This window comes from Aquimarina sp. 433 (genome assembly GCF_054054605.1).
The window spans coordinates 492471-510024 of sequence record NZ_JBSWZK010000003.1 but is presented as its reverse complement, the minus strand read 5'-3'; the positions used below and the strand labels follow the sequence as shown (position 1 = coordinate 510024).

Below are 17554 nucleotides of genomic sequence, written 5' to 3'. Positions count from 1 at the left end.
TTAAGAGAGTGATAAGATCTTTTTTAGTTTTTGAAAAAAAATCCTACAAGAACATTTTTTATGTTATTCTAAAATTAAGAAGAGAAACTGCCTTTAATGAAAAAGACAGTTTCTCCTGGCTGAGTTTGTGTTAGAACTCTATTGATAGTTATTCAATATTTGTTTTTGGTTACCTAAACTATTGTTTAATTATTTTTATAGACTTGATATTCTTATTTGTCTTTCCTGCTTCTAAAATATTAACGATATAATATCCAGATGACAAACTACTCACGTCCATAAAATTCTCTCCTTCTTTCATTAATTTCTCTTTTACTAATAATCCTTGAACATTAAAGACCTTAATCGTCTTTCCTGTCATTTCTTGAGAAAAATTAATGCTATTGATTACAGGATTTGGATATAGTGATACAATTTCATTTGCATCATTATTATCACGGTTGACAGTATATGTAATTACTAATTGTGGTTTGCTAACAGATCCATTCTCTTTGGAAGCAAATGCAAAATCATTTCCTGAAAGTGCACTCACGATTAACGAAAGTCTATTCCCTGAAATTTGAGCAGTCTTTAGAGGTACTGTTTTCGTAGCTCCAATTTGGAAATTAGCGTTTAATGAACCTAATTGTGTTCCTTTTCCTGGCTTATTTGAATTGGATAAATTAGCTTCAGTCCAGTTGTTACTATTTCCTTTATTGATTGCAATGTTACCATTTCCTGGGTCAGAAAATATGGTGAATTTTAGGTCAGCCTTTGTAATTGTTCCGTTAATGGAAGAAAGATCAAACATTAGGAATCCGGTTCTCTTATTTGATTCTATGCGAACCATACTATTATTATATCGAGTAGATCCTTGCATATACGCATCATGTATCGGACTTAGTGTTATCGTTTGCTCAACAGGTTGAATTTTTGTAGTTACAACTTTATCGATATTATACAAATAACCAGCACCTCCCTTAAACGATAATCTTAAGGTTTTTTCACCTGAAGAAAGAGAAACTGTTGTGGAATATTTCTTATAGTCATGCCATTGTCCATTAACCGGGATATTTACCGAACCTACTAAATTCCCCGATTCTAAAATATCAACTTTACCACCAGTTCCTTGACTAGAAGCATAAACATCTACAGTATATTGGCTAGTTCCATTTACTTTTACTTTATAGGTCGTAAAATCATTATTCCTTATGTATCCTAAATTCTTACCAGAATTAGTACCTGGAGTATTTTCTATTCTTACGCTACCTGATTTAGCTTCAAAATCTTCCACTTCAAAAGAACCTGGTATCGCAATTGCATCAGTTGGTGGAGTGGAATCATCTTTAACAGTAATTGTAATTGGCTGAGAAGTTTTTACAGCACCATCATTATCCGTGGCTTTTGCTGTTATAGTGTAACTTCCTGCTGTATTAATAACAGTTGTTGTTTCATAGGGAGCAACCTGCTCTGTCGCTGTTAAACCATTATTTATAAAAAATTCCACTTTGGAGATAGATCCATCACTATCGGATGCATTCGCTTTTAGAGGTATCGTTTGACCCACCTGATAACTTGCTCCATTTGTTGGTGCCGTAACATTAACTGTTGGAGGAGTATTAGGATTTGTATCGTCTACTAATCGATAAGAACGTACCCAATCATAGTAGGTAGTACGATTTTCTAGAGAATCATTCATTCCATCCTGACCATTTTTTGGTGGATTCCAATCGTAAGTCTCAACTACCATGCGTAAATACATTGGAAGATTAAAATCTGCTGGTGGCTTTATTTGCCCAACAAACTGACCATCTAGATAAAATAAAATCTCACTTTTGCTTTTCCACCAAACTCCATAAGTATGATAATTCTTCCAAGAAGCTTCTCCTAATGGAGCTTTGTTTCCTTGCTGTCCAACAGGTGTATTATTACAATTGGTATTTCTACTATGTGTATTGGAATTCATATTGGTGATCATATTATTCACCCAATTGGCTCCATTAGAATTAACACCAACCGTCTCTGTAATATCTAACTCTGTTACACGAAGATTACATCCACTACCTTCATTTCGTTGATTAATAAGCCAAAAGGTAGATGACATAAAGGTTTTATTACCTTTCATTCGGGTTTCGTAATATCCGTATGTATTTTTTGTTAAGGATCTAACAAGACCTCCATTATGAGTCCAACCGTTGAATGGATTGGTCTTTTTAGAAGCAGAAATCTTAAGATTCCCACTACCAACAGAAACTGAAGATGTTTCAAATCTGGCCGGTTTTCTACCTTCCCATTGAGGACTATTTATTGCCCATTTATTAGTATTTAATGAAGAACCATTAAATTCATCAGACATGATGTCTATTTTTTCCCATTTCTTTCCATTTGGAGGTGTTGGTTGCGCAAAAACACTTACTGTTAGCATACATAACAATAAGAATATGATTGATTTGTTATTTTTTTCCATGATTAAAATCGTTTTATTTTTAGATCAAAACTCAATCTTGTTCAGATTGCATAACAAGAGAATATCTAAATGTTTTGAGGTAAAAAATTTAAAACCTTTTACCATTTATACTGATAATACATTAGAGGAAAAGGCGGTCCCAAAATGACCGCCTATTTCCCTATTATTCTCTTTAATTCTATTTTGATCTAATAAAAGATGAAAGAATTTGATTAACGTTTTAATACTTTCTTAGCAGAAAGAATCTTATTCGTTTTACCTGCTTCTAAGATATTTATGATGTAATATCCAGATGACAAGTTGCTCATATCAACAGTATTTTGACCATCCGTTAATGCTACTTCTTTTACAAGAACACCTACGGTATTAAATACTTTGATTGTCTTTCCTGCAGTAGAACCAGAAATATTGATTACATCTACAACTGGATTTGGATATAATGTAATATCATCTTCTACCTGTCCATCATCTCTATTTGTAGTATATGTAATTACTAACTGAGGTTTCGATACAGATCCATTTTCTTTAGATGCAAAAGCAAAATCATTTCCAGAAAGCGCATCAATAATCAACGAAAGTCTATTTCCTGATATCTGTCCAGTTTTTAGTGGAATCGTCTTTGTGCTACCTTCTGGGAAATTAGCATTTAGAGATCCTAACTGAGTTCCTTTTCCAGGCTTGTTTGAATTTGACAAATTACCTTCTGTCCAGTTATTGCTGTTTCCTTTAGTTATACTAATGTTTCCATTTCCAGGATCAGAATATACAGTGAACTTAAGATCTGCTTTGGTAATGGTTCCGTTGATAGAAGAAAGGTCAAACATTAAATATCCTGTTCTCTTATTTGATTCTACACGAACCATATCGTTATTGAATCTTGTTGATCCTTGCATGTATGCATCATGTATTGGAGTAAGCGTTACGGTTTGCTCTACTGGTTGTATTTTTGTCGCAACCACTTTATCTACATTAAACAGATATCCTGCTCCTCCTTTGAATACGAATCTCAATTCTTTTTCTCCCGAAGAAAGAGACACTGAAGTAGAATACTTCTTGTAATCGTGCCATTGCCCATTAACTGGTATTGATACAGATCCTACAACTGTTCCTGCTTCAAGAATATCCACAGTACCACCTGTTCCTTTACTAGAAGCATAGAAATCAAGAGTGTATTCGCTAGTTGTATCCACATTCACGTTGTATGATACGAAATCTCCATTATTAATAAACCCTAGGTTTTTACCAGTACTATTTGGAGTATTTTCTATTCGTACACTTCCTGATTTTAATTCGAAATCTTCTGCTTCAAAAGAACCAGGAATATCGATTGCATCAGTTGGTGGAGTAGAATCATCTTTAACAGTAATAGTTACTGGAGAAGACGTCTTTGTTGCTCCATCATTATCAGTAGCTTTTGCAGTAATTGTATAACTACCAGCACTATTGATGGTTGTTGATGTTTCATAAGGCGCAACTTGCTCTGTAGCTGTTAAGTTGTTATTGATATAAAACTCAACTTTTGCAATAGATCCATCACTATCAGAAGCATTTGCCACTAATGGAATTGTTTGACCTATATCGTAGCTTGCTCCATTGGCAGGAGACGTGACAGAAACTTGAGGAGCTGTATTTTGATCCTGACAATCTGTATAGAATACATCTGGTCCTGCACCTGATGGCTTATTATATGCTTTTGATAACACAAATTTATCCATTTCGAAACCATCTTCTCTCATAGAGAAAGAGATTGTATGCACTCCTGCAGAAGGAATGTCTAAATAGATCTTTTGTGCTTCTCCACAGTGATTTGCATTGGTTCTTTGCTTGCTTTCCCAAGTCCATTGGTTTTTACCAGCACACCATTGCATTCTGGCACCTGATGATGGCCAGTTTCCATTTAATCCTACATGAATTCCATTATCTTCGGATCCAGTAGAATGTGCTCTAACCCATACAAAATATCTTCCTGCACTCGTAAACTTAACTTTGTAATCGATGATCGCTACTTGTCCAGGAGTATTAGAAAAACTTACTCCATTTACTAATGGATCACTATGAGTTACTCGCGTATCTGGTAAGATTTCTAAGTATCCTCCTCCACTAGCTCCATTAGAGTGATCTGGATCTGGGTCTGGTGTAGGAGTTGAAGCCCCACTACCATCTAATACATACCATTTTCTATCAGCTACTTTAGTTTGGCTTTCAAACTTCTCTGCTTCTACGGCTACGATTCCATTTTGTTCCGTTGGGATACAGTTATCTCCATCGCCACCGCCGTCTCCGCCGTCGCCTCCATCACCTCCGTTGTCGGTACAAGTGAAGTTTAAAGCTGTCCATCTTCCTCTAGAATATGCAGTACTATTACCTTCTGGTATGGTACCATTGGTATGAGAGTTAAATTCTACTCTAATTTTATCTCCTTTAGTAACCTGAATACCTGTAAAAGTTGTACCTGATGCAGTATAATCCGTGCTGGTTGTTGGGTTTACAAACTCACCAATGCGTGTTCCATTAACAGAAACTCTGTATGTTGATTCACCATCAATTTCTGTAAGCGTAGCTAAATTGATATCATAAGTCCCTGATTCTCCATTAAAGGTAGCTTCTGCAGCAGCAAACTTATCTTTGTATTGTGCAGCATTAATTGCTAAAGCATTTCGGGCATTATCTTTATAGGCAGGTGAAAAACCAGCAACCGAAAGTGTAGGGAAATCTGTAATTGCTTGCATAGAAATTGTACCACAATTTCCTCCTCCATTATTATCACCATCTTTACTGGTTACTAATGCTACCCAGTCATTATTATCTGGAGCAACTAAATTGTTTCCTAGTGTTTGTTTCGCGGATAAATTCCCACCAGAACGTGGGTTGTACCATTGTACATCATATTTATTATTACCTCCTGGTAAATTTAATCCTGTAGATCCACCATCAGGTCTATAAACCGCATATACACTTCCTGCCTTAGCAAATACGTAATCATTACTATCTGATGTTACTCCATCAGAACTTACCATATTTACCATATTAGATTGTAGGTAACGATTAAAGAAATTAAGAGCGTAACCTCCTTCTTTATATTTATTACCTCTTTTTCTATGGTCATTACCATTAATATCACCATCATCATTGGTATAACCGCTATAATATTCTACTCCTGTTCCTCCTGCCATTAAAGTAGCCCAAAGGATTCTATGTCTTACTTCTTTGTCAGAAATTCTAACTCCTGTAGATGCTGGTCCTTGCTCATCATTGGCAACCACCCATTTCTTACCAGAGTTTCTGGATTTTTCTAGCCATCTTCTTACGTCATTATGAACATTGTTCTTCCCTGTCTGAATAGAAGCTCCTGTTAAATCAGAGTTGTTTCCTAATAATGGATTATATCGTTGATCTTGCTGATTAGGATATGTATGAATCACAATATTGTGATCATATGGATCAATATTCTTGATATAGGTAGCAGTCGCTTTTGCAACTTGATCTTTTAACGTTGTTTCTTCTGTTAAGTTCCAGTTTAATGCCAAATGATGGCTAAATCTAGCAATTAATTCTCGATAGTATAATTTTCTTTCTCTACCGAAATTATCACCATCCATTTTATTATCATTTTCTGTCTCCATGGTTTTAAAGTGCAGATATACTCCTTTTTTATCGGCATACTCCATCACTTTTTCCCACTGAGCCATTTTAGATACATCAAATCTATCGTGGTGTACTTTATTCCATTGCTGTGCTCTGGAAGTATTTCCGTACTCTTGCTCAGAAACTTTTAGTACATGAGGAAAAACTGCTCCACCATCACCTGAAGTATTCCAGGTTAGGAAAGAAACAACATTAGCTCCTTGGCTAGAAAGGTAATTGATCATACCTAAGATTTCGGTTCCTTTACCATTTCCCCAAGTATATGCAGAAGCATCAGCCGCTACATAATCTCTTTGGTGTGGTTGCCAAGTTTTATTTCCTATTTTATTAAGGTTGTTGTTATAACTTGGTGTAGCATCAAAATCAACATAATTGAACGCATTTTCTGGCGAATCTGCTCCTGCCTTTACGAACCAAGGTCCGTTAGGGCTACCTGGATTTGATCCAACATGCTTTAAGTAATGTTCTCCAATGTATTTTAATCTTCCAAGATCTTTACTTCTAAAGTCTCTTCCAGACTTGTTTGATTCTGCTACATTAAAAGATCCAGTATCTCCATTCATAAATCCTGCATTAGAACCTCCTCCATTAATAGCTACATTAGAACCAGATTTAAAGGAAGCTGACCAATTCCATGTACCTGTTCTATCAGGAGCAAAATGTACTCTCCACTTATTTCCTGAATTACAACCATTATTTTCTGCATTACCACAAGCTGCAAAATATCCTGGTACTGTATAACTGGCATTACTGCCTTGATGTGTAAATGTTACATCTAAACGATAATCTGAAAATGGATTGGGACTTGCTGTTTCGGACGTATTAGGTCCGTTAAATGTCAAGGTGACTTTATGCCACCGTTTTAATTCTCCTTCCGGGGTTTGTCCTTGGACTAAAAATCCTAAGAATAACAATGCTAAGAAAGCATTAAACTTGGTTAATTTCATAATTTTAAATTGTTTTTTGCGTGTGTAGTTTTTAAATATGTATGAGTTTATGTAAGACCTCAAAGAACGGATTTTATTGCGTTAAATTCCAATGCTAAAATCCACATAACCATTCAGTTAACAGCTTTTAACACGTATTAAACGTTTTAAAAAGTTCTTGAGTTAAAGGGCCAAAAATTTCTGTTTTTTTTAAGAATTTATTAAACGATATTTCGCGAATAGAATTCGTTAACTTTTGTCTAGAATTCGATAGTTAATCCTTGTGTTATTCTATTCTATTTTTACCTAAAATGAGTGCTTGAGTATCATAATCCTACTAAATTGAATTAGTTTTTTAACTTTTATTTAACTTATTTGTTTATTGTTTACAAAATATTTTAAGAATTTAAAAAGGGGCATTTAGAAGGATTCATTTCACCCACTATTATAGGTTCTGAAATTATTTTAGTTGATCTATTCTTTTACAAATTGTGTTTTACTCTTTCCAAAGACAGATAAGATATAAACTCCAGATTCCATGTCTGAAATGGATATCAATTCATCTACAGAAGTAAGTGTCGCTCTCTTAATTGTTTTACCAGTGATATCATAAATGGTAACAATATCATTAGCCTCAACTCCTAGAATAGTAATCGATTCTTTGGATGGATTTGGATATACCGCTAATAATGAATTATCTGTTGTCGGATCCTGTCTGTTTCCGATAGAGAGAATTTTCCATTTTTGGTTTGCATTGGTACTATTATAATTCCAGATAATAGCGTTTGCTCCAACTGCTCCTCCGGCTCTATCCAAACCTCTCGACAAACAATGCATTGGTTTTATCCCATAAATATCATTACCATTGGTAACAATTTTCCATTTCTTATGTGAATCTACATCATCGGTCCATGTGGCAACATTGGTTCCATTTTCGCAACGAGCATAAGGAACTTCTAAATATCTGTTAGTCCCCACGTTTCTAATGGTATATGAATTATCACTCACATGCTTGATCTCCCATTTCTGATCATCAAAATTTGCTGGTTTATGCATTCTGGCAATATGACTTTCTAAGGCACGAGCTAATAATCTTTCATTATTCTGAGGAGATTCTATATGATAAATACCATTTGGAATCAACTGAGTAAAACGAGCATTTACTGTTACATTATTTATCTGATCTCTAGCAATAGCATCTTGCCAAGATGAATTTAATGGTCTAATATGAACTTTATAAACGTATCCACTTCCAGGTGCAGGTAAACTAGGTAGATTAACAGTAATTGTTTTTGTACCTGAACCTTTGGCAACTTGCTCATTTTGCTGTGCAATCCAACCTGTAGATGACCAAAACTCTACGATGATATCTCTGGTAGTAGAAGCTTCATAATTAATATCAAATGAATATGAAGTAGCCTGTGCAATAGTAGTTGGTGCATTACTAAAAGAAACCTTATCTGCAAATGTTTGGTTCGCAACGGTTACATTTTCTACCTGATCTCTATTGATAGCTTCTTGCCAAGTAGTTCCTACTGGTCTTATATGTGCTTTGTAGATATATCCAGTACCTGGAGTTGGTGCAGAGGCTAAATCAACGGTAACATTTGCCGTGCCTGTACCTGCATTCACTGTAACCATCTGCTGACCTAACCAGCCAGTTGATGACCAAAATTCTACCACAATTTCTCTATTCGTGGAAGCACTATAATTCACTTTAAAATCGTAGGAAGTTTGTGGTTGAATAGTTGTTGCTGGATTTACAAAAGTAACCTCATCAGGAGTAGTACTAACATTACAATCTTCTCCTGGTAGCCCATAGCATCCATTTCCTGTAGGACCTAAATCTGAATTCCAGTTGATTCCTGTTCTAAATGGTGGTACACCAAATTCATAAGCTCCTACATCAGGCTTGTTTCCTTGATAACCATCTGTATATCCACTAATTACTCTTCCGTAATCAATTGCTTGAGCTCCTGATTTTAAAGTATAATCATTATTATTATAGTTTTTAAAAGAATTTCTGCTTACTAAGTTATTCTGCTTATCGGACTGAGGCTCCCAAGTACTTTCAGTTTCTTGATTTCCATCTTGATCTGTGGCTTCTTTATCTGTAATGTTATTCCAAACTTTTACATTACTGAATTGAGTGCCTGGTTTGTGCCATGCTCCCATGGTTGCAGAACCTTTAGCAAATGTGTTATTGAAAATATTGAGGTTTGTACCATCCCAATTAATCTGTATATTGGTCCATTTAGTGTTCCATACAACATTATGGTGGACATCCCAATTTTTAGAATCATTATCCAAATAAATTCCTGCTCCTTTAAATCTACCAGTTCGAGCTTTAGAGTCATGAAAAGTATTATGATGAATAGATGATTTAGCAGCTCTTGCATTGGTTGTATAAAGTAATCCTCCATCATCTGCTATAAAGTTATTAAGACTAATATCATTATATGCAAACTCTCCACCATCAACATATGCTTGAATTACATCTTTACCTGCTCTAGTTAGGGTATTGTTTCTATATTTTCCTCGTTTTGCTCCACGAGTATTAAGCACACAATCATAGTTTCCTAAATAATTAAAATCATGAACATAAGAATTCAAGAGTCTATTATCATCCCCTTTATCATAAACTCCGTTTCCTGCTCCCCAAGCAATTTCGCATTTTTCGATAAGGTTTCTATTACCTGTGATCAGAACACTTTGTCGTCTTGAGTCAAACCCATTGATAACACCTAAAGTATGATTACCATAAAAACTTGAAACCGCGTACAACTTATTATTATTACCACTAATATCAATGGAACCGCCAAAAACAGCTATTCCTTCAATGTGAATGTAATTTTTATTTAGATTTATAGTTTGTGTTCTTCTTCTAAAACGAATAGAATTGTTTGCTGGTGCTCCTCCACCTTCAATTTGAACATAAAGTGTTTTATTTTTTTTATCATAAAACCACTCATTTTTATAATCCAAAGCCTCTTTTATCCCTTGAAGAAAAAACTCTCCTTTTTTGATACCGTGTCCAGTATATCCAGGATTATGTCTTAATTGAATCCAGTTTTGTGCTCTTTGTAATTTAAAATCCACTCTACTAGAAGAGGAATTGGTAACATAATCTGTCCAGGCTAAAAATCCTGCTCCACCATAAAAATGAATCGAACCTCCATTTTCCCATTTACCCGCATGAGGAATACTTGTCGCATGCCCATTGGATTGACTTCCATTATAATTTAACCAAGTTTTTCCACCACCTGCGGCACCTCTATTACAAGCAGGTAAATAATCACGCTCGAATAGGTTTTGGGTTACATTGTTGGGCCATCTAGCAAGATCCATCAGTTGACCCTTATGTAGCGCCATGTTATCTTGTCCTAAATCCCAAGACACTTGTGCCTTATAGATCTTTCCTTGGTCTTTCGTCCAATTATTAACAGCTTGCATTGCTGTTATGATTACCTTTTCTCCTGTCTTGGATCTGTATATTATTGGATTTCCTGCCGTTCCAGATCGTGCAGGTTGTAACAATTCTTCATACGTTCCTCCTCCAATGATCACCACATCTCCTGCTTGAGCAACCGAAGAAGCTTTTGCAATCGTCTTATATGGTTTAGTTTGGGTTCCGGGATTATTATCGTTCCCATTCTTGGCAACATAAATATTCTTAGCACATAACGATGACGCTAGCGTTAAGAATAATATCAAAACATATTTTTGCAATATGAATTGAAGTTTTTGGTTAGTTTTCATGGTTTTTGAGTAGTTTTTGGTTTTTAAATGTATAAACTACATTTAAAAGTTGTTTTTCTATTTTATTAATCGCTAGGATTCAAAAAGAATTCGTTGGATATTTTGAGACCATTATATAATTTAGGACTATATCAAGATTTTTTTTGCTCTGGATATAGATAATTTCCCCTAAAAATTTTGATCTAAAATATCAATCAGTTTAGTTCGCGAACATCACCTTATACGTTTACCAAATTATTGATAAACGTATAAGGAGTGTTTTCTTTTAATTAGATAGTTCTCAGAGTTTCTTACTCTTTTACAAATTGTGTTTTACTTTTTCCAAAGACAGATAATATATAGACTCCAGATTCCATGTCTGAAATTGATATCAATTCATCTACAGAAGTTAGTTTCGCTCTCTTAATTGTTTTACCAGTGATATCATAAATGGTAACAATATCATTAGCCTCAACTCCTAGGATAGCAATTGATTCTTTGGATGGATTTGGATATACTGTTAATAATGAATTATCTGATGTAGGATCTTGTCTGTTTCCTACCGATAGAATTTCCCACTTTTGATTTGCATTGGTACTACTGTAATTCCAAATAATAGCATTTGCTCCAACTGCTCCTCCGGCTCTATCCAAACCTCTCGATAAACAATGCATTGGTTTTATCCCATAAATATCATTTCCATTGGTAACAATTTTCCATTTCTTATGAGAATCCAAATCATTGATCCAGGTGGCAACATTACTTCCATTTTCACAACGAGCATAAGGAACTTCTAGATATCTATTAGTTCCTACATTTCTAATGGTATATGAGTTATTACTCACATGTTTAATCTCCCATTTCTGATCATCAAAATTTGCTGGCTTATGCATTCTGGCACTATGGCTTTCTAAGGCACGAGCTAATAATCTTTCATTATTCTGAGGAGATTCAATATGGTAAATACCATTTGGGATTAACTGCGTAAAAAGCTTAGTAATCGTAATATCATTTGTCTGGTCAGCAGCTAATGCATCTTGCCAACCGGTTCCTACAGGTCTAATATGAACCTTAAATAAATATCCTGGGCCAGGTTGTGGCATATTCGGAAGATCGATTGTAATTGCTTTAGATCCATTTCCAGCTGCTACTACTTCCTCTTGCGCTGCAATCCATCCTGTAGCTGACCAAAAAGACATTACAATTTCTCTATTAGAAGAAGCCGCATAGTTTACATCTAAAGTATAAGAAGTGGCTTGTACCATACTATTCGGAGAATTACTAAAAGATATTTTATCTTCAAATATTTGGCCTTGCACAATCACATTATTAATCTGATCTGTATCAATTGCCTCTTGCCAACTAGCTCCTACAGGTCTAATATCTGCTTTATAAACATATCCAGAACCTGGGATTGGTGCTATTGGTAAATCGACCGTTATAGTTATACTATCAGAACCACTACCCACGGTAACTCTTTTCTGACCTAACCATTCGGTAGCAGACCAAAATTGAACCACGATATCTCTATTGGTATCTGCATTGTATTGCACTTCAAAATCATAGGAAGTTTGAGAAGCAATTGTAGTGGAAGGATTGATAAATGCTATTTGATCATTAGCTACATCTCCTTCTCCTGTATCTTCTATTGCATTAATTCCTGCAGTCCATCTCGTTCCTCCTCGTTCGTAAGCTCCAATATCCGGTGCAGAACCTTTATAAGCTTTTTCGAATCCTGCTATCACTCTTCCACTATTGACTACAGATCCATTAGATTTTGGCATAAAATTTAGACCATTTGCATTCTCAAATGGAGAAGTAGCATTTATAATATTATTCTTGTAATCAAATCCTGGCGCTTCATGCCATCCTTCTTTATTCGAATAATTATTATAAACTCTATTATTACTTTGTGGATAACCATTTACCCATGAACCCATTGCTTCTCCTGCATTCCAGATAGTGTTATGAAAAAAGTCTAAATGTTCATTATTCCAGTTTACCTGATAACCGGTCCAGGATACATTCCAAACTACATTATGATGGACAACATATCCTTTACTATTATTGTCTAGGTAAATCCCTGCAGCTTTATTTCCAGCATATGAAGGTGGTTTTGAATCATGAAACCAATTATGATGGATTTCTGTTCCTTTTCGTCTATCGTCACCAACCGTATAAAAAACTCCTGAATCAGCATTAATTAACTGCGCTCTCGATACATCGTTATAAGCAACTTCGCAATTATCTCCACTAACATACATTCCATCTCGTCCTGAATTGGTTATTTTATTCTTTAAGACTTTTACATTATTTGCTCTCGTTCTAATTGGTGTTGCATGAATTCCTAAATAATCGATATTAGAAATCGTATTTTTCTCGATAATAGAATTATGAGCATTTGCCCAACTCTGAACCGAAATTCCATTTGCAGAACTATGATTAACAGTACAATTTCTTATAATGGTATTTGGTCCCAACACTTCAATTGAGGATTCACCTACTCCTGCACTCGTACTATTTATGTTGTCAAAACCTTCGCTACCATGGATTACTTTATTATTCTCAAAGATATTAGAACGTCCATTGATCTTTACACTTCCTCCAAAAAACTCAATACCCTGAATTTTCACATAATCTCCTTTTATTTCAGCAATAAATTTACGAGTAGCATACTCTACAGTATTATTAGCAGGTTTTTTACCATTAGCTGGCTGAAAATAAAGCGTTTTAGTTGCAGTATCATAATACCATTCTCTGGCATAATCTAAGGCTTCTAACTTATTAAACAGATACAATTGTCCTCTATGTCCATTTCTTACAATTGTCGGGTTATGAGGATTGAATGGCCATTTATTAATATTTACTCCTGCATGTTCAATTCTATTTCCGGTACTACGAGTAATTCTTCTCGTCCAACTTGTACCAGAATGTCCTCCTATATAATACACTAATCCGCCTGTCCAATCGAAGTTTGGTATTCCTGAAACACTGAAATAATTACTACCTCCATTATCAACAAACTTACAATCTACCGTAAATCTATTATTATCAACATTATTTGGCCATCGCGCCAAATCCATATATTGCTGATTATGGTACACATTCCTAAACCTTTCTTCAATAGTCATGTTAACAGAAGCTTTATAAATATTACCTGCATGTAATTGCCATCCATTTATAAACTTTGTTGCCTTGATTTTTACATTTTCTCCATTTGCTGCTTTAAAGGTGATATAACTATTCGGAGTTCCTTTTTTATTAATTACTAAAGGCTCTGTATACACTCCTCCTTTGATGATACATACGTCACCAGCTTTCATTACTGAAACTGCTTTAGCAAAAGTTTTGAAAGGACTACCTAAAGAACCATTATTACTATCATTCCCGTTAGTTGCGACATAATAGTCTTTGGCAAGTAAACTCTGGGTAAAAACTACCCAGAGAAAGCCAATTAAAAATTTAATTTTCATGGTTTGATTATTATAAATTAATCTAATTAGCTGATTTACTCTTTTACGAATTGTGTTTTACTCTTTCCGAAGACAGATAAGATATAGACTCCAGATTCCATATCTGAAATTGATATCAATTCATCTACAGAAGTAAGTTTCGCTTTCTTAATGGTTTTACCAGTGATATCATAAATGGTAACAATATCATTAACCTCAACTCCTAGAATAGCAATCGATTCTTTAGATGGATTTGGATATACTGCTAATAATGAATCATCTGATGTAGGATCCTGTCTGTTTCCAACAGATAAAATCTTCCACTTTTGATTTGCATTGGTACTACTATAATTCCAGATAATAGCGTTTGCTCCAACTGCTCCTCCTGCTCTGTCCAAACCTCTCGATAAACAATGCATTGGTTTTATCCCATAAATACCGTTGCCATTCGTAACGATTTTCCATTTTTTATGTGAATCTACATTATCGGTCCATGTGGCAACATTAGTTCCATTTTCGCAACGAGCATAAGGAACTTCTAAATATCTATTAGTCCCCACATTCCTAATCGTATATGAATTATCACTCACATGCTTAATCTCCCATTTCTGATCATCAAAATTTGCTGGTTTATGCATTCTAGCACTATGACTTTCTAAGGCACGAGCTAATAATCTTTCATTATTCTGAGGAGATTCTATATGATAAATACCATTTGGAATCAACTGAGTAAAACGAGCATTTACTGTCACATTATTTACCTGATCTCTCGCAATAGCATCTTGCCAAGAGGAATTTAATGGTCTGATATGAACTTTATAAACATATCCGCTTCCTGCTGCAGGCAAACTAGGTAGGTTAACAGTAATTGTTTTTGTACCTGAACCTTTGGCAACTTGCTCATTTTGTTGTGCAATCCAACCTGTAGATGACCAGAACTCTACGATGATATCTCTGGTAGTAGAAGCTTCATAATTAATATCAAATGAATATGAAGTAGCTTGTACAATAGTAGTTGGTGCATTGCTAAAGGAAACCTTATCTGCAAATGTTTGGTTCGCAACAGTTACATTTTCTACCTGATCTCTATCGATAGCTTCTTGCCAAGTAGTTCCTACTGGTCTTATATGTGCTTTGTAGATATATCCAGTACCTGGAGTTGGTGCAGATGCTAAATCAACGGTAACATTTGCCGTTCCTGTTCCTGCATTCACGGTAACCATCTGCTGACCTAACCAGCCAGTTGATGACCAAAATTCTACCACAATTTCTCTATTCATGGAAGCACTATAATTCACTTTAAAATCGTAGGAAGTTTGTGGTTGAATAGTCGTTGCTGGATTTACAAAAGTAACCTCATCAGGAGTAGTACTAACATTACAATCTTCTCCTGGTAGTCCATAGCATCCATTTCCTGTAGGACCTAAATCTGCATTCCAGTTGATTCCAGGAACCCATTTTGTTCCTCCATATTCATATGCCCCGGCATCTGGTGCAGATCCTACAAAACCATCGGTTATACCTGATATTCTTCTACCAGCATTTACGGCTGGGGAGTTTGACCTTAACGTAAAATCATTTCCGTTGTAGTTCGTATATCCTAATTTAGTAATTACATTATTTTGTTTATCTGCATCTCTTTCAAAAGTACCTTCGTCTTCCTGTGTAGAAGGGTCATCTTCAGTTCTAACATCGGCAATATTATTCCAAACTTTTACATTTGAAAATGCTGTTCCTGGCTTATGCCAAGCTCCCATTGCTCCTCCTTCTGTCTTAACTAAAGTATTATTAAAAATATCAATGTCTTTACCATTCCAATTAATCTGGACTCCAGTCCACTCTACATTCCATACTACATTATGATGTACCGAAAATGCTTCTGCATCATTATCCAAATATATGGCTGCAGCTTTTCTTAATTTTCCTCTACCTTCACTATCATGAAACCAATTATGATGAATCTCTCCATAATGCGGTCCACCTACCGTGTACAGCAAGGCACAATCATCATTAATTAAGTTTGATCTGTATACATCATTATAGGCAAACTCACTTCTATTATTAAAGAATTGAATACCATCTCTTCCGGCTCTAAAAATTGTGTTTCCTTTGAAAAGTGTATTTTTTCCACCTCTAGCATTTATAGGTGCATCATAAGATCCGATATAATTAAAATCATGAATTCTAGAATTAAGGATTCTATTTTTATCGCCACTTACTTTGATACCATTAGCAGCTCCAAAAGCTATCTCACAACGCTCTATAGTATTATTATTCCCTTCCATTAAAACGCTTTGTTTATTGGCGGAAAAACCTTTTTGAACTCCTTGTGTATGATTCCCATAGAAAGAAGAAACACCATAAATCACATTATTGTTTGAATTTCTAGGCATATTAATCGATCCTCCAAAAACAGCGAGGTTTCTGATATGAATAAAACTTCTTCCACTTAGATCTACAGTTGTTGTTCTTCTTCTCATTTGCACAACCCCATTAACTGGTGCCTGCCCACCTGGCATTTGCACAAATAGTTCCTTTGTTTGCTTATTAAACCACCATTCATTTTGATAATCTAGAGCCCCTTTTACTCCTTCTAAATAAAAATCTCCTTTATCAGCTGGAGCATGAAACGTTCTAATCCATGCAGGATTTTTATCAAGTGTAAAATTCACCCTTCCTGAAGAACTACTATTAATAAATGCTTTCCAGGCAATCCACCCTGATCCAGGTTTATCACCATAAAAGAAAACGGATCCTCCTGACCAATTAATATTAGGTATTTGTGAAGAGGTTAAAAAAGCTCCGTTAACGACATTGCTTCCACTACCTCCATCATTTCTACGAGAATTTAATGTAAAAGGATCTCCATCTGTATTATTAGGCCATCTAGCTAAATCCATCGCTGTATTTCCATTTAAAACAAAGTTTTCTTGTCCTAAATCCCAATTTATTTTGGTTTTGTAAATAGCTCCATTGTCTTTTTGCCAACCGCTAAGCGCCTGCATCGCACTGATGATCACCTTTTCTCCTTGTTTTGAAGTATATGTAATCGGTTGACCAGCTTGCCCCGACCTAGCTGGTCTAATGACTTCTTCATAGGTACCTCCTCCAATAACAATAACATCGCCTGGTTGCGCAACTGAAGATGCTTTTGAAATAGTTTTGTAAGGTTTGGCTTGTGTTCCGGGATTAGAATCATTCCCGTTTTTCGATACGTAAATGTTTTTAGCATTTACAGAAGATACGATGGCGATTAAAAACACCAAAACATACCTCCTTAAGAGAGTTTTAAAATTTTTCATGACTGTTAGTTGAGTTTAGTTGCCCGAAAGTTAGTTCTACTCTAG

Annotated in this window: 5 protein-coding genes; all 5 read right to left on the bottom strand. The window is 35.2% G+C overall.

Annotated elements, in window-relative coordinates; all coding sequences use genetic code 11:
• Nucleotides 1–178 precede the first annotated feature (178 nt).
• The 5 genes from ACWNT5_RS08795 to ACWNT5_RS08775 all read right to left on the bottom strand — a co-directional run bounded on the left by ACWNT5_RS08795 (nucleotide 179) and on the right by ACWNT5_RS08775 (nucleotide 17509).
• On the bottom strand, nucleotides 179–2446 hold the full coding sequence (locus ACWNT5_RS08795; RefSeq protein ID WP_299606625.1) for a carbohydrate-binding protein: 2268 nt from the start codon (nucleotides 2444–2446) through the stop codon (nucleotides 179–181).
• A gap of 212 nt (nucleotides 2447–2658) precedes the next feature.
• Entirely contained in the window at nucleotides 2659–7038 is a 4380-nt protein-coding gene (locus tag ACWNT5_RS08790; RefSeq protein WP_456517128.1) for a carbohydrate-binding protein, read from the bottom strand.
• A 453-nt stretch (nucleotides 7039–7491) separates the two neighbouring features.
• Nucleotides 7492–10776, bottom strand: coding sequence for an RICIN domain-containing protein (locus ACWNT5_RS08785; RefSeq protein ID WP_456517127.1), 3285 nt, complete (start codon nucleotides 10774–10776; stop codon nucleotides 7492–7494).
• 290 nt (nucleotides 10777–11066) lie between these two features.
• Nucleotides 11067–14228, bottom strand: a complete 3162-nt coding sequence (locus tag ACWNT5_RS08780; RefSeq protein WP_456517126.1) for an RICIN domain-containing protein — start codon at nucleotides 14226–14228, stop codon at nucleotides 11067–11069.
• A 35-nt stretch (nucleotides 14229–14263) separates the two neighbouring features.
• Nucleotides 14264–17509, bottom strand: a complete 3246-nt coding sequence (locus ACWNT5_RS08775; protein WP_456517125.1) for an RICIN domain-containing protein — start codon at nucleotides 17507–17509, stop codon at nucleotides 14264–14266.
• Between the last annotated feature and the right edge of the window lie 45 nt (nucleotides 17510–17554).